This window comes from Chloroflexota bacterium, from assembly GCA_009840355.1.
GTDB lineage: Bacteria > Chloroflexota > Dehalococcoidia > Lucifugimonadales > JADFKI01 > Bin90.
Genome location: VXNZ01000046.1, coordinates 82,286 through 98,068 on the forward strand (window position 1 = coordinate 82,286; position 15,783 = coordinate 98,068).

Consider the following 15,783-nt stretch of genomic DNA (forward strand, 5'->3'; position numbering starts at 1 on the left):
TCCACCACTTTATAATCAAGAAGGCAGCCATTGTCAGCATTATTTCAATTCCCAGATCTTGACTGATGAATGCCGCAATCGCCAAAATCCACCGCTCTAAGGAAGTGGGCAGCGGGACCGCGTCATTTAGGGCATACAAAAGCCCGCTCACGACAGCGAGACCAAGCACGACCACCACGCTCGCCTGCATCAGAAAAAAGTAGTCTGAAACACGAGCGAAAAAGAATCTAACCCAGCGTTTGAGTCTTCTCATTTCGGATTTATTGTACTATGCCAACGCCGTTCTAATTATGCGCAGGCTGAATAGAGACGTCCTTTACAGGACAGGGGCTGACCGCGAAAAGGGGCAAGACACCGGCGTGCTGACCGAGCGATGAATGGGACTTTTGCGCGGCGCTAAACGAAGTTCTGACGGTCAACTCGTACGCCCGCCAAGTACACATCCGCCACATCACGAAGCGCGGATAGGTCATCGAGTGGATTGCCGACTACTACTAGCGCGTCCGCTTGCTTGCCGGGTTCGAGCGTGCCTACTTGTGCGTCGATGCGGCACGAGCGCGCAGCGTCGCGGGTGGCGGATACTATCGCCTCCATATTGGACATGCCCGCCATCGCGTGCGCCTCGATGTCCGTCTGGTAGTCGCCCATCGGGTAGTGCGCCCACGCGGAGTCGGAGCCGGCTGCCATAACCACTCCCGCGTCCCGCATGCGCGCGAAATGGTCCATCCGCGCGTCCGACGATTGCCGTGCCGCGTCGAGTTCGGCTTGCTGCTCGGAGGTCAGGCTAGGCATGTCTTCGAGCATGCGGATTCTCGCGACTGCCTGCCCGAGCGTAGGATTGACGAATACGCCCTGTTCCACGATGCGCTCGGATATTTCCGGGCGGTATGTGTCCGCGCCGTCCGGTTCTTTGTGGACGGCGTGGAGGATGGTGTCGATGCCTGCGTCCAGCGAGTTGACCATGCCCTGCGACGAAGTGCAGTGCGCCGCGGAGTGCATGCCGAATCTGTGCGCCTCGGTGCAGATTGCTAGCAGCTCCGATACATCGAACGACGGCCGGAGCGGGTCGCTGGTGCGCGTGCTGCCGCCTGTCGCGGTAACCTTGATGAAGTCCGCGCCTTCCTTTATGAGCTGGCGCACCGCCGCTCGGCACTCGTCCACGCCCGTCGCGGTCGTGCCGAAATAGCCGAGATGCCCACCGATGATGGCGATAGGTCTGCCCGCGAGTATCAGGCGCGGGGCGGGGACGATGCCCAGCTCGACCGCCTGCCGCAGCAAGAATGTCGTGCGGTGTTTCGCGCCGCAGTCTCGCAGCGTGGTTACGCCGGAATACAGGTGTTTGCGCGCGTTCTCCGCTGCCTGCACCGTCAGCACTTCGTCGGGCAATAGCGCCAAATCGTCGCCGGCGCGCCCATCGCCGATGCCGTTCAGATGCACATGCGAATCCACCAGACCGGGCAGAATCGTGGCGTCGCCGTAGTCGATTTCGCGCACGGGCGAGTCGTCCGGAGCGCGCACCGTCTCCGCCGTGCCGACCTGCCGCACGATGTCGTCTTCAAGCAGGATGGCGGCTTGCTCTTGCACCGTCTCGCGCGCGGTGTCTATCAGCCGCGCGGCTTTGAGGATGGTGAATTGGGGGGATGTTGCTGGCATGCTTGTTCTCCGGATAGTAGTGTTCACTTCAAGCAATCTCGCACTCGGTGCTACTGGATTCCTGCTTTCGTAGGAATGACGATTAGAAGGGCTGTGCGGGCTGTTGGCGGATGGCGGCGATGGATTCTTCTGAGCCACGATCGACACGGCGGCCGGCGAGATAGACGTCCTCCACATTCCACAGGTCGTTGATGTCGGCGGCCGGGTTGCCGCGCACAACTAGGATGTCCGCTGCCTTGCCGGGTTCGAGCGTGCCCACGCGGTCGGATACGCCCAGCGCGTCCGCCGCCCAGCCGGTTACGGACAGCACGCCCTGCAGCGGCGTGTATCCGGCGTGGACGAGCAGCTCGGTCTCGTATGGCGTGTTGCCAAGTTGGTAGCTGCTCCAAGACGAGTCCGAGCCGGTGATAACCTTGATGCCCATTTCTATCATGCGGCGCGTGTGGTCGAGGCGCACATCTAGGTTGCGGCGAGCAACTTCAAGCTCGGTCTGTTCGGATGTAGTCAAGCCGTTGTCGTCTCGCTTGTGCGTGAGTTCCCACGCCGTCGCGCGGCTAACTTGCAGCGTGGGATTGACGAAGGCGGATTGCCGCTCGATGCGCTCTGCTATGTCCTCGCGGAAGTTCACGGTGCCGTCTGCGTCTAGGTAATAGCAGTGGATAATCATGTCCACGCCGGCGTCAAGCGAGTTGGCGATGCCCGCGGTGGACGACGAATGCGTGGCGGTGAGCTTGCCGAACTTGCGCGCCTCGTCGGTTACGGCGCGGAGTTCGTCCAAATTGAACGACGCCAGCGTCGGGAACGATGTGCGCGTGGTGCCGCCGGTGGCGACAATCTTGATATAGTCCGCGCCTTCCTTGATGAGCTGCCGCGTGAGTGCGCGCACCTCGTTAGCGCCGGTAACCTCGCCGCCGAAGTAGCCCATATGCCCGCCGATGATGGCGACGGGACGCCCGCAAAGCACCATGCGCGGTCCGATTGCAAGCCCCGCATTGATGGCATCCCTTAGCCTGAACATGGTCAGGTTCTTGGGCCCGTTCTCGCGGATGGTGGTAACGCCGGAGTACAGGCTCGCGCGTGCATTCCGCGCCGACTGCACGGTAAGAATCTCGTCAGGCAGCAGAGCCAGGTCATCGCCAAGCCGCCCGTCCCCAAAGCCATTGTGGTGCGTGTGGCAATCTACCATGCCCGGCATAATCGTGCAGCCGGAGTAGCGCTTGGTATGCACGGCAGCGCCATCCGGCGCGCGAACATCCGCCGCCCGTCCGACGGCAACGATGCTATCGCCTTGAAGCAGTATCGCGCCGTCATCGAAAGGCGCGCTGCCCGTAGAGTCGATGAGACGGTCGGCGGTTAGGATGGTGAAGTTGGAATTGTTGGGCATGGGGTAGGATGTCCTTTAGGGTTTCCTTCACGATGGTGTGGGTGCGAGCCACCGGCGGCTGAAGCCATTTAATACAAAAGTGGCGGGGGACACTTGAAATCTTTCGGCAAGCAACCGAATATGTCCGAGCAATCAATGCGCCGCGTCCAAAGCGTTCGTGAATGTGTCTTCTGCCCACTGGTCGATGGTCTTGCCACTGACTTCAGCAGCCACAGCGATTCCCGCATGGACATCCGGGGAAATGTTCAATTGGAGCTTGCCGGAAAAAGGCTTCGACGGCTGTCGATTCAGATATTCACAGGTTTTGAGATAGTCTTCGACCGCTTCCTTAAATGCGTCACGCATTTCGGCTACGGAATCGCCATGAAAGCCGACTATATCCTTAATGCCTGCAATGTGTCCCACAAGGCAAGCGTCTTCGTCGCTGTATTCGATGCGCGCGGCATATCCCTTATAAGTCATCATGTTCATTGCATTATCCCAGTCTGCTGCAAGAATATCCGAGCAGCGCGTACTTGGTACGGCTTTGCTTCGCTTTGTGGGTGAGGCCTGTGAAAGGTCGCGACTACGCCGTTCAGTTCAAACCGCACACGCGAACCTCTGCCTTCAACGACCTTTGCTCCTAGATAGACAAAAAGTGATTCGATGCGCCGCCATTCCAGTGTTCTGGAGACCGGATTTCTGAAAATCGCGTTCAGAGTTTCGCGGTGGCGATTGTTCATCATATCAATACAAGCCGCTCTCCTATTCAGCGCCCTCTACATAGAAATCGCGCCGCCGTCTATTACCAGCTCGGAGCCGGTTACATAGGACGAATCGTCGGATGCTAGGTATAGGACGCCCTTTGCGATTTCGTCTGCCGTACCCAGACGGCGCATAGGGACGCGGGTTAGGCGCTCTTCCAGACGGTTGGGGTCGCTCATCGCGGCTTGTATCATGTCGGTGTCGATGGGACCGGGATGCACGGAGTTGCAGCGGATGCCGTCCGCGGCGTGCTGCGATGCGGTTACTTTGCTGAATATGCGAACCGCGCCTTTGCTCGCGGCGTATGCCGGCTCCTGATGATGGCTCTGCGCGATGCCCGCCACCGACGATATGTTGACGATAGAGCCGCCGCCCGCCTTGCGCATCTCCGGGATGGCGTGCTTCGTGCCGAGGAACACGCCCTTCGCGTTGACCTCGAATATGCGATCCCACTCGTCGGCGGTGCGGTCTTCGATGGCGGATTTTTGGATAACTATCGCGGCATTGTTCACGAGGATGTCGAGCTTGCCGTATCTGCTGACGGCGGCTGCGACGGCGCTCTCCCAGTCGGCTTCGCTGGTAACATCCAAGTGCAGATAGAGCGCGTCGCCTCCGAGTTCGTTGATTTCGGCTTCGACCTGCTGCCCCTGCTCGTCGAGGATGTCGCCGATGACGACCTTAGCGCCTTCCTCCGCGAACAATCGGGCCTCCGCGGCACCCTGTCCGCGCGCGCCGCCACTGATAATGGCTACCTTGCCATCGAGCTTTCCCATAGTTCACCTCCGGGAAGATTTGGTCGGTTATTCAAGGATTCTGTCTCTGTCATTATGGATTGATATTATGCAGGCTAGAACAGGTCGTCAACGGCTAGGCGCAAGTCCGGCAGCAGCAGCAAGACTACGATTTGCCCTTCGACGTATATGCCGGCGACCTTGTATTCGCCGTCAACCAGAGTCAGCGCCTGTACATTATTGGCGCCTTCGCCGAGGTTCTTTGATGCGTTACACGTGTTGCAGGCACCAATATCAATTCTCTGTCCAGAAGTTCGTACCGCGTGTCGTCGGGCGTTTGCATGTAATCTTCGTATGTGAACTTTAGCCTGCTTCTATGTGTAACCATGCTCGCAGGCTCCTTTCTTGAGACACTCTTCGCACATACCACCGCGATAATTGAGATTCTACACTACCCTGCCTCGACATGGATTCATCACTGCGTATCGGCATGACAGAGCGGAAACTAATATCGATGGACAGGATGGGGAGGGACAGAGATGGGTAGCAAGAGTCCCTCTCCCTTGTTAGGACGGGGGCAAGTACAGCCCGTTGTCGTGAATGTACCGCTCTACATTCAAGGGCACGCGGTAGCGGATGGAGCGGCCTGCTCCGACTCGCCGGCGTATGTCCGTGCCGCTGATGTCCACTAGCGCGCTGTCTAGCAGCTTGATGCGGCTGGACGATCCCGGTATCGCCGCGTGCAGCACGCTCAGGTTGATGGTCGCTGCCGGGCGCGCCATGCCTACCACACTCGCCAGCTCGAACAGCGCGCGCGGCTGATGCCAACGGTCTATCTCCCGCAGCGCGTCAACGCCGAGAATCACGATGAACTCGGCGCCGGCGTACTTCGGCTGCTCGCACAGTTCGCCGAGCGTGTCCACCGTGTAGCTAGGACCGCTACGCCGTATTTCGATGTCGGACACTGCGAACAGCGGGTTGTCCGCGACGGCGAGCCGCACCATGGCAAGACGATGGCGCGTGTCGGTAATCTGCCGATACGACTTGAACCACGGCTGCCCGGCGGGTATGAACAGCACCTCGTCGAGTTCCATCGCCGCGCGCGCGTCCTCGGCTATGATGAGATGCCCAAGATGTATCGGGTCGAATGTGCCGCCGAACACGCCGATTCGCACGCTACGCTCCTACTCCCATTCCCATTCCACTTCGCCAAAGCGCACCGTGTCGCCGGGCAGCACGCCGGCATCTTCAAGCGCGCGAACCACGCCGGCGCGCTGCAGGTAACCGAGGAACTGCACGCGCGCGTTCCAGTCTTCTTCGTTCAGCAGCGCCGCTATCCGCACGGCACGACGCGACAGCACCACGAAAACATCGCCGCGCTTGCGAACGAGCTTCGTCTCCCGGCGCGGCTTGGGGCGCAGCACGGGCAGGTCGGTATGGTCTCGCGCACCGTCCGGTTCAATGCCAATAGTTTCGACAATAGTTTCTATACCATTGAGCGTTGGAACATCGCCAACCGCAATGTCAGTGTCATCGACTGAATCGAGAGCTATCAGCACGCTGTCGAGCAGCCCATCGACGCCGCTGCGTGTAGCCGCGGATACGAAGTGCAGAGTGCCTTCGCCTTGAGGCGTATCGTCGCGGCGGCCGCGCAGCCTGCCACGCGATTCTGCGCCCGGCGCGGCGGCGGTGCGCAGATCGAACTCGTCCGCGAACAACTCTTCCAATATCGGCGCAATCTCCGCCACTTCCGTGATGTCCGTCTTGTTGATGGCGACGACCTGCGGCTTGGATGCGAGCGTGTCGTTGAACATACGCAGCTCGTCGTTAATCTGCCGGTAGTCGCGCAGTGGGTCTTCCGCGCCGCCGTCTATCATGTGCACCAGCACGCGCGTGCGTTCCACATGCCGCAGGAAGTCGTGACCTAAGCCGATGCCCTCGTGCGCGCCTTCGATGATGCCGGGGATGTCCACCATCACGAATGTCTGCCTGCGATGCTCGACCACGCCCAGCACGGGCTCGAGCGTGGTGAATGGGTAGTTCGCCACTTTGGGACGCGCCGCGCTGGCCACGGACAGCAAGCTGGATTTGCCCGCATTCGGCAGCCCGATGACGCCCACATCGGCAAGCAGTTTCAGTTCGAGCCGCAGGTGCAGCGACTCGCCCGTCTCCCCCTTTTCCGCAAGCAGCGGGTATTGGTTCGTGGCGGATGCGAAGTAAGCGTTGCCGCGGCCGCCGCCGCCGCCATGCGCGAGCTCGACAGTCTGCCCCGCGTCCGTCAGGTCGGCGAGCAGACGCGGAGGGTTGGCATCGGCATCCCACACCTGCGTCCCTACGGGCATGCGTATGATGACATCCTCGCCGTCTGCGCCATGCTTGAGTGCGGATGCGCCGTTGCCGCCGTTACCGCCGTTGAAGCGTCGCTGGTATCGGAATGCGAGCAGCGTGTTGATGTTCTCGTCGCTGAGCGCGATGACATTGCCGCCTCTGCCTCCGTCTCCGCCGTCCGGTCCGCCGCGGGGCACGAACTTTTCGCGGCGTCCGCTAATGTTGCCGTCTCCGCCGTTGCCGCTGGTTATGTGGATAAATACTTGGTCTATCATTTCATAATTTCTTCAGCAATAATCATAATATGGTGGTAGATAGTGTACATTACACTATTGATTGGCGATCGCGCTGCTGAGTCGCTTATCTAATGTATGTGCTTGCCATGCGATAAATGACGAACTGATGCTGATAATTGGAGTGTCTGATTCTAGCATAGGCATTTGTAGATAGCGTTTCATTCTATGTAGATGGATGGCGAATCCTCGTAGATGGAACTTTTATTAGACAAGTTAGGAATGAGTTGTGTACGGAAATTCAAGGTTATCAACGCAAAACTGCGAGTTATCTACATTAACGGGGTTGGCATGTATGTTGTTTGTTCAGATGAACTTCAATAATTCGCATCGTCAGGCAGCGAAAAGTTTGTGCGTGCACGCACGTATTCGTTGATTAACATTGTTGCAAATATTTGTACGTAGCAGATATGTGGGAGCGCATAATGCCGGAAAGTCTGCACGGACAGGACGATTTCTGCAAACCGCGAGGGAAGGAAGTGTGGTAGATTTTTGTACACAGTTGACAGATGTAGTAGCCATAGTCTTTTCGGACTGTTGAATCTGCGCTGTGTCAGAAGTCAAAGACATCCATCGTACTCACCCCGTAGCCAGTGCTTCCCGCACACTCAGAATGTCCCGCCGCAATTTCTGGTTGACATTTTGCTGTGTCTCTATGGTTTTGCAACCGTGTAGAACAGTAGGGTGTTTTTTGTGTAATGCGTGCGCGATCGCAGTGGCGTTCATGTTAGCGTCCTCGCGCAGGATGTACATCGTTACCTGCCTAGCCAGGGCAGTCTTTTTGTCGCGCTTGGACCCGCGCAAATCTTCAATAGCAACTCCGAAATGCTCTGATACTGCGTTGATGACCTCGCGCTCGGATGGCTGGTGTCTTGCGCTTTCATCCTGCGTGTCCGCTATTACTTGACGAGCCAGCTCCTTGTCTAGGGGCCGCTGCATCAGGTCCGCATAAGCGATCACGCGGTTGAGGCTGCCTTCGAGTTCGCGGATGTTCCTGTATATGCGCGCGCCAAGCAGTTCCAGCACTTCATCGCTGACTTCCACGCTCATCTGCCGCGACTTCGCTATCAGAATAGCCATCCGCGTCTCGTAGTCCGGTGGCTGGATGTCCGCGCTCAAGCCGCTGCTCAGGCGCGAGCTAATTCGCTCGCTGAGAATCTTCAGCGAATGCGCCGGTCGGTCGCTCGTTATGACTATCTGCACATTGGACATGTACAGAGAGTTGAAGGTGTGGAAAAAACCTTCTTGTGTCTGCTCCTTGCCGATGAGGAACTGGATGTCGTCCAGTAGCAGCATGCCCGCGCTGCGGTATCGTAGGCGGAACTCTTCGGTCGTGCCTTCGTGGATGGCGCGGATGTATTCGTTGGTGAAATCCTCCGCCGTCGTGTATCTCACATCGATGCCCTTACCGAGCGCCTGATGCCCGATGGCGTGCATCAGATGCGTCTTGCCCAGGCCGACCTCGGAGTACAGCATCAGTGGGTTGTAGGCGTTGCCCGGGTTGTCAGCTACGGCGCGCGCCGCCGCATGCGCGAGTTCGTTCGACTTGCCCACAACGAAGCGGTCGAAGGTATAGCGCGCGTTCAGAGACGGTGCAGGCGCAAATGCGGCGGGCGCCGGATGCGACGATGCGGCGTCTGCTATGGACGCCGTCTGCGAATCATCGCGATCGCCATCTGCGCCGGTGTCATTGTCATTGGCGGACTGCCCGTTGGCGAGATTATCCGCATGCGTCAGCACTTGGAAGCGCACTGATGTTGGCTCGCCGAGCACATGCCCGACGGCGCGTTCGACTATCTGCGACATGCGCTTGGTCAGCATCTCGGATATGAACGCGGTCTCGGTACCCACGACGAACTCGCCGTCGTTGAGCGCGACGCCGTCCGTCTTCTTGAACCATGTCTCGAAGGCAGTGCGATCGACTTGCAGTTGCAGTTCGCCTAGCGCTGCGTCCCATATCTGACTCGGCTGTTGCGCGCGGCTAGACACTGACGACCTCCCCGTCGGGCGGCGCAATTGTATTGCAGTCGCCTGCCCGAATTAAACGATAAATCTCATCGTATCCGCGCATGCTATTGCCATTTCACGCCGTTTCGCAAGGCGTCAAATGTTCCTGATTATGACCAAATATGGAGGGGTGACACTCCGCTTACGCCAGCAGCATATCTGCTAAATCCGGGAAATCCGCCGCGGATATGTCGAATTTCGTTGTGGCGGCGGCTAGGGTGGATGTGCCGGGAAAGGCATCGGATTCGCCTTCGCGGTGGACATAAGCGGTGTGCATTCCGATTGCCTGCGCTCCCAACAGGTCGCGTTCGTGCGCGGCAACCATCATCGCCTCCGACGGCTCGACTCGCAGCAGCCTTAACGCCGTCTGGTATGCCTCCGGGTCGGTCTTGTAGTTCCCTAGGAACTCGCACGACAGGATTCCGTCCCAGATGATGCCGTTGTGCTTGGAGCAGTCCACCGCGATGGCGTAGCTGAGCACGGTCAGGACGATTGTCGTGTACCTGCTGCGCAGCCGATTGATGGCGTCCGCGGCGTCGTGCCACGCGCCCAGGTTGTGCCAAACTTCGTTCAGCTCGTCGCGCTCCGATGCGGAAAGCGTCAGCCCGGTGTGCTTGTCGAGCACATCGTCCAGGACGTCGCGGTGAATCCGATCGGCGTTGCGCCACGACAGCTCGCCGGAGCGGACTCGCGCGAGATTGACGAACATCCACCTGCGCCAGTCTGTGGCAAATTGCGACACATCGACATCCGCGCCTTGCTCGGCTGCGAGACGAGAGACTTCCTTTTCTATGCCGCTGCGCCAATCGAATACGGTGCCGCCAACGTCGAATGTCAGCGCCTTGATTTTCATCAGATCGGTCATGGTTGTGTTGCGCCTTTCCGCTGCGGGTTGAATTACATCGCCGAACAGGACGGCCAGGATGAGGTGATAGGACGATAATGTAGCATAGATGCGATGGGTGTTGGGTATTCTTCACTCCTGCGCATCCGACCTATCGATGTTATTCCTCGCTTGGGTGTATTGTGCAAGTTTAAGCGGTCAAGCCGTGCAGCATTCCGTGTTGCAGGTGCACGTTATCAGCCCGAACAGGCACGGGCGGCATGAGCATAGCTGAAGTTCTTCGTGATGCTTTTCTTCGCCTATTCCTTCCAGTCCTTCGCGGACTAGCCAAGGCACGAGCAGCAGGGCGGTCGCCGCGTCAAGCCACCACCAGCCGAGCATAGCGTTGGCGACAAGACCGGTGAGCAGCGTGAGGGAGAGGTATGAACAGGCTATTGTCTCTTTCGCCTCTATAGCGATGGATTGCAGGTTGCCCTTCGCCGCTATGCGGAGCTTCCAGATTGCTATGAGAGGCATGAATACTATGGATACCAGCGCGAGTATGATGCCTATCAGTGATTCCTCCGCGCCGCTGTGCCCCATTATCGCCCACCCCGACCTGAACACTATCGCCGCCGACAGGATTAGGAAAGTCCAGCCGATGAATCGCACGATCCGCTGCTCTACGGCTTCCGCGTACTCTTCGTCCGCAATGCCCAACCGCCAGAGAACTAGGGAAGCGGCGGCAACTTCTATGTAGCTATCCGCTCCGAATGCGACAAGCGAGATGCTACCCGCCGCGATGCCGGACCACAGCGCGATAACCCCTTCTATGACGTTGTAGAGGATGGTAATCAAGAGCAAGAATCTGGCGAAATTGAGCATGCTGGTCATCCTCGGTATGGACTGTTTCTAACAATGAATGATCTTACAGGATTATGAAAATATGCGTTTCATCTTCGCAGAAATGACAATTGGCGGATTGGCTGCATCTGCGAAATCGTCTCGAAAGTTGTCGAATATATTGGCATTGGCACGGCTTATGGCGCGGGGTGTGAGGGCGGCGACCGTTGTGGCGGATGCGTCCTGTTTGGAAGTATGCAGGCAACCAACCCTACTGTCCGCCCCGGGTCCAGCAGTTTCCTGTTCCCTTCAGCGGAGTAGCGGGAAATCTAACCATAGTGGATTTTCTCCAGTGTCCGTTTCCGACATTGTGCAGATTCAAGGACATCTCGCGCAGGTCTAGCTTAGGGTTACAATTGGCGACCTTCAGATTTGACTTTGCGTCCAAATATAGCAAACGCATAGGCGCACAACAAGGCAAAATCAAAGGCTGCGCGCCGTTTGAAGCCTGCCATTTTATGTCGTAGGATGTTGGGCGCTGGCACTTTGCCGTCAGGCTGAATTCAGGCATAATCGCTCAGCGGCTTGCGGCGCGGGCGGATGGCGAAGAGTTGACAGCCGACCGTCTAGCTGAAAGACTTGTCCAAGTGAGACATTCCACAGCTAATTCACGCGCCGATTTGCCACACTTGGCAACCGAGCATCCCGACAACGCCGATCCCTAGTCGCCTTGATCGACTAAAAGCGAGAACGGCTTATACAAGCACAACAGAGGTTGATTACGACAATGACTACCAGTTATCCGCCTCTATACGGTCCCGCATACCCGAATGCGCTCGACGAGCAGATTCGCGCGCTGGATGCGGACGATGCGCTGCGCGCGTTTGCGGACGCGCGGTCGCGGCTTGCATCCGATCCGTATCGGCCGGCGTTCCACTTTTCGCCGCCGCAGAATGTGATGAACGACCCGAACGGCCTGTGTTTCTGGCAAGGGCGGTGGCATCTGTTCTTCCAATTCAGGCCCGGCGGCGAGGACGACCGCGTGCACTGGGGGCATACGGTCAGCGACGATTTGGTGCACTGGCGCGACTTGCCTATCGCGCTTTATCCGGACACCGAGAAGGACTGCTACAGCGGGCAGGCGCTGGTGGAGGACGATCGCGTTATCGCTATTTATCACGGCACAGAATCGGGCAATGCCATCGCCACCGCGTCCGATCCGCTGCTGCTGAACTGGCACAAGCATGCGAACAATCCGATCATCCCCATCGTGCCTATCGACGAAGACGGCTCGCCGTATCGCGTGTTCGACCCGTGCATCTGGAAGCAGGACGACGGCTATTACTACGCGCTGTCGGGCACATACAAGGACGGCGAGCGCGGTGTGGACTGCCAAGGCATCGACCACCTGTTTCGCTCGCGGGACTTGGCGGAGTGGGAGCACATCGGCGCGCTGCTGGAAGACAAACTCTACGCCGAGCGCGGCGAAGACCAAGCCGTTCCCGTCTTCTGGCAGCTGAGCGACAAAGACGGCAAGCCCAGCGGCAAGCACATGCTGCTGCTGTTCAGCCATAAGCGGTCGGGACGGTGCTATGTCGGCGACTACGACCCTGTTGCGCACGATTTCACGCCCGACTTTCACCAGCGCATGAACTACGGCTCATATACGATAGGCGCGCTGCACGCGCCGTCCGCAGCCATCGGACCGGATGGGCGCTTCACCGCTATTTTCAATGTCAAGGAAGGCAAGCCGGCGGCAGGCTGGGACAACATCATGTCGCTGCCGCGCCATTACTGGCTGGCGGACGACGGCACGCTGGGCATGGCGGTCGCGGGCAATATGGAGTCGCTGCGCGGCGAACATAAGCAGGTCGCGCCGATGAACATTCCGGCAAACGATGAGGTTGTGCTGGACGGCATCGGCGGCAAGACGGTGGAGATTCAGGCAGTCATCGAGCCGGGCGATGCGCGGGAAGTGGGCTTGTATGTGCTGCGCTCGCCGAACGGCAAGGAGCGCACGCGCGTATCGCTGTACCCGCGGGACCATCGCCGCTTCGACACGAGTTCATTGCAGATCGACATCTCGGAAGGTTCGCAGAGCGCGGATGTGTTCGCGCGCACGCCGGAGACGGGGCCCATCAAGTTGGCGCCGGACGAGCCGCTGCGCCTGCGTGTGTTCGTTGACCGCAGCATCGTAGAAGTGTTCGCCAACGACAAGCAATGCCTGACGCTGCGCACTTACCCGCAGCGCGACGACAGCAGCGGCGTGTCCGTCTTCGCGCGCGGCAGCGGAGCGCGGTTGGCGGCGTTCGATATATGGCAGATGGCGAGCATTTGGGAGTGATGTGATAGGCGTGCGCCTCTTGTGCGCCTATCCTGAGGATATTGCCCACATCCTGCTCATCTTGTGCATCGATGTCAATTTACCGGGCGCCGGCGGAGCGGCCGCCATCGACCATGTACACGCCGCCGGTGCTGAAGCTGCTTTCGTCGCTGGCTAGGAACATCATCATCCGCGCGACTTCTTCCGGGTCGCCGTAGCGTTGCAGGGGAATGCGGTCGGCGAACGACTGCTTTGTAACTTCGACTGTGACGCGCGCATCGTCCATCGACGCGACTCGCATCTCTTCGATGGAGCGCATCATGCGGGTCTCGATGGGCGCGGGATTGACCGTGTTCACTCGTATGTTGTCCGGCGCGCCTTCGAGAGCGGCGCAGCGCATCAGCCCGATGACGGCGTGCTTGCTGGTGTTGTACGCGGACATCTCCGGCGACCCGCCGATGCCCGCGGTGGACGATGTGATGACGATGCTGCCTCCGCCGCGCTCTCGCATCACCGGCACGACGTACTTGATGCCCAGCCAGACGCCGCGCACATTGACCGCCATCACGCGGTCGAATACATCGATGGGATAGTCGGGGATGGGCGACAGCGTGCCCTCGATGCCCGCGTTCGCCAGCAGTATGTCGATGCCACCCCAGCGGCTCACTGCGGCATCGATATACGCCTGCGACTGCTCCGGCTGCGTAACATCCGCGACGGTGTAACTTGCCTTGTCCTCGCCAATCTCGCGCACCACATCCTGCAATTTCGCCTCGTCGATGTCCACCAGGGCGACGCTCGCGCCTTCATCTGCGAACAGCCTAGCGGCGGCATTCCCGATACCGCCCGTTGCCCCGGTAATCACGGCGACTTTTCCTTCCAAGCGAGCCATCTTCACACTCCTAGCGGTCCAGCGTTAGCGTTTCGTAGTATGCGCTATCGTATCACGAAACAGGACGGGGCATTAGCATTGATGGACATGGCAGGTCCATCCTTGTCAGTTTCCACATCCCGCCTCCCGCATTCCCAACCTGCGCCTTGACAATATAGCATATATGTACTACTATCAATATAGCTGGGGACGAGCCTTTGTGGGTGCGTCTCTTTTGCTTTCTGAGGATTACCCTGTGCTATTACTGTGAGGGATTACGATTACTGCGATGCGCCGGAGCGCCGGGCGAAATTGACCCGATATTGGGATTAGTGTGGGATGGGTGGTGAGGATTTGGCTGGATTGCATGACGCTAACTATAACTATTTCGACCTGATGGGGGAACGCGATTGGGATGCTGATGCAGGCGGCAGCGCCGGCATTCTGGGAGACATGCCGGCGCTAGAGTTTGTGGAGGGGACGCTTGGGGAGGAGCCTTACGGCAAGCAGCAGGAGATATTGCGGCTGGTGGACTCGGAGGCGCGGCGCATATCGGTCGTGGGATGCAACGGCTCCGGCAAGGACTGGACGACCGCGCGCGTTGTGCTGTGGTGGGTTCACCGCCATTCGCCGGCGAAGGCTATCGTAACCGGCCCCACGCTGCGGCAGGTCGAGGACATCGTTTGGAACGAAGTGCGCTTCGCGTATGGCAAGGCGGCGGACAAGTTCCCCGGCAAGATGACGAAGACGCGCTACGAAATCGACGAGCAGACATTCGCGTTCGGCTTCACATCCAACTCGCCGTACAAGATTCTCGGCTTTCACTCGCCCAACCTGCTGGCGGTCATCACCGAGGCGCACGCCGTGCCGGACGAATACTACCATGCCATCCGGCGGCTGCACCCGTCCAAGCTGCTTATGACCGGCAACCCGTTCAGCAGTGGCGGTGTGTTCTACGACTCGCATCACCTGCATCGCCATCTTTGGGAGACGGTGCAAATCGGCGCAGCGGATACGCCGAACATTGCCAAAGGGCACATAGACGTGCCGGGCATGATGACGCTCGAAGACATGGAAGACCATAAGCAGGAATGGGGGGAGGACTCGCCGAGGTACATCGGCTCGGTGCTGGGGCAATTCCCGGAGAACCTCGACGAGATGGTCGTGCCGTTGAGCGCGGCGAAGGCTGCCGTTGAACGCGCGCTGACGCCCGACGGCGAGATTGTCGTCGCCTGCGATGTCGCGCGTAAAGGGCACGACCACACCGTCGTGATGCGGCGGCAAGGCGGCGTGGCGCGCATCGTGCGGCGCGTGCGCGGCTACGACACGATGGAAGTCGCGGGCATCCTGAAGGCATACTGCGACGAGCATGCGGTCGATGCGCTGGTCATCGACGATGTGGGCGTTGGCGGCGGCGTAACGGACAGAGTGCGCGAAGTCGGGCTTGGCACGGCGCGCATAGAGCCGTTCAACGGCGGACGTACCGCCAAGCGCGCCGACCGATTCGCCAATCGCAACGCCGAAGTCTGGTGGGCGATGCGCGAACACTACCTCGACGGCTTGCTGGATACCGAGAACGACGAAAAGCTAATCGGACAAGTCAGCAGCCGCGAGTACAGCCTCGACAGCAGGGGACGCATAAGGCTGCAAAGCAAGCGTGATATTTCGGATTCGCCCGACGAAGCGGACGCGCTCGCGATGACATTCGCACCACTGCAATCGCGGCTACGGATGAAGATATGGGTTTAATTTAACAGGATAGTTAAACAGGATGTATAGGATG

General features: G+C 59.0%; 13 protein-coding genes. 2 read left to right on the top strand and 11 right to left on the bottom strand.

The features are described 5' to 3' along the window. Positions 1 to 396: 396 nt before the first annotated feature. The 10 genes from F4X57_11990 to F4X57_12035 all read right to left on the bottom strand — a co-directional run bounded on the left by F4X57_11990 (position 397) and on the right by F4X57_12035 (position 10,848). Positions 397 to 1,830 carry an amidohydrolase family protein gene (locus F4X57_11990; GenBank protein ID MYC07870.1) on the bottom strand — a complete coding sequence of 478 codons (1,434 nt, stop codon included), beginning with the start codon at positions 1,828 to 1,830 and terminating at the stop codon, positions 397 to 399. Further along, positions 1,736 to 3,037 (bottom strand): amidohydrolase family protein, encoded by a 1,302-nt coding sequence (locus F4X57_11995; protein ID MYC07871.1) that lies wholly within the window; start codon positions 3,035 to 3,037, stop codon positions 1,736 to 1,738. The genes F4X57_11990 and F4X57_11995 overlap by 95 nt, the downstream gene beginning before the upstream one ends. Positions 3,038 to 3,169: 132 nt before the next feature. Next, a complete protein-coding gene (locus F4X57_12000) occupies positions 3,170 to 3,508 on the bottom strand; it encodes a type II toxin-antitoxin system HicB family antitoxin (protein MYC07872.1) in 339 nt (112 codons plus the stop codon). After that, entirely contained in the window at positions 3,505 to 3,759 is a 255-nt protein-coding gene (locus F4X57_12005) for a type II toxin-antitoxin system HicA family toxin (GenBank protein MYC07873.1), read from the bottom strand. The genes F4X57_12000 and F4X57_12005 overlap by 4 nt, the downstream gene beginning before the upstream one ends. A gap of 36 nt (positions 3,760 to 3,795) precedes the next feature. Continuing rightward, positions 3,796 to 4,554 carry a glucose 1-dehydrogenase gene (locus tag F4X57_12010; GenBank protein ID MYC07874.1) on the bottom strand — a complete coding sequence of 253 codons (759 nt, stop codon included), beginning with the start codon at positions 4,552 to 4,554 and terminating at the stop codon, positions 3,796 to 3,798. A gap of 524 nt (positions 4,555 to 5,078) precedes the next feature. Continuing rightward, positions 5,079 to 5,687: a nicotinate-nucleotide adenylyltransferase gene (locus tag F4X57_12015; GenBank protein ID MYC07875.1), complete on the bottom strand. Its 609-nt coding sequence runs from the start codon at positions 5,685 to 5,687 to the stop codon at positions 5,079 to 5,081. A 9-nt stretch (positions 5,688 to 5,696) separates the two neighbouring features. Next, positions 5,697 to 7,115 carry a GTPase ObgE gene (gene obgE / locus F4X57_12020; protein ID MYC07876.1) on the bottom strand — a complete coding sequence of 473 codons (1,419 nt, stop codon included), beginning with the start codon at positions 7,113 to 7,115 and terminating at the stop codon, positions 5,697 to 5,699. A 597-nt stretch (positions 7,116 to 7,712) separates the two neighbouring features. Then, positions 7,713 to 9,155, bottom strand: a complete 1,443-nt coding sequence (dnaA, locus tag F4X57_12025; GenBank protein ID MYC07877.1) for a chromosomal replication initiator protein DnaA — start codon at positions 9,153 to 9,155, stop codon at positions 7,713 to 7,715. A 127-nt stretch (positions 9,156 to 9,282) separates the two neighbouring features. Beyond that, entirely contained in the window at positions 9,283 to 10,005 is a 723-nt protein-coding gene (locus F4X57_12030) for a haloacid dehalogenase type II (protein MYC07878.1), read from the bottom strand. A gap of 177 nt (positions 10,006 to 10,182) precedes the next feature. Continuing rightward, entirely contained in the window at positions 10,183 to 10,848 is a 666-nt protein-coding gene (locus tag F4X57_12035; GenBank protein ID MYC07879.1) for a hypothetical protein, read from the bottom strand. Between the two features lie 745 nt (positions 10,849 to 11,593). Between F4X57_12035 and F4X57_12040 the strand changes: the two genes are divergently transcribed. Beyond that, entirely contained in the window at positions 11,594 to 13,150 is a 1,557-nt protein-coding gene (locus tag F4X57_12040; GenBank protein ID MYC07880.1) for a glycoside hydrolase family 32 protein, read from the top strand. A 79-nt stretch (positions 13,151 to 13,229) separates the two neighbouring features. On the opposite strand, the gene F4X57_12045 is transcribed toward F4X57_12040, so the two are convergent. Continuing rightward, positions 13,230 to 14,021, bottom strand: coding sequence for an SDR family oxidoreductase (locus F4X57_12045; protein ID MYC07881.1), 792 nt, complete (start codon positions 14,019 to 14,021; stop codon positions 13,230 to 13,232). A 333-nt stretch (positions 14,022 to 14,354) separates the two neighbouring features. Between F4X57_12045 and F4X57_12050 the strand changes: the two genes are divergently transcribed. Continuing rightward, positions 14,355 to 15,749 carry a hypothetical protein gene (locus tag F4X57_12050; GenBank protein MYC07882.1) on the top strand — a complete coding sequence of 465 codons (1,395 nt, stop codon included), beginning with the start codon at positions 14,355 to 14,357 and terminating at the stop codon, positions 15,747 to 15,749. Positions 15,750 to 15,783 lie beyond the last annotated feature (34 nt).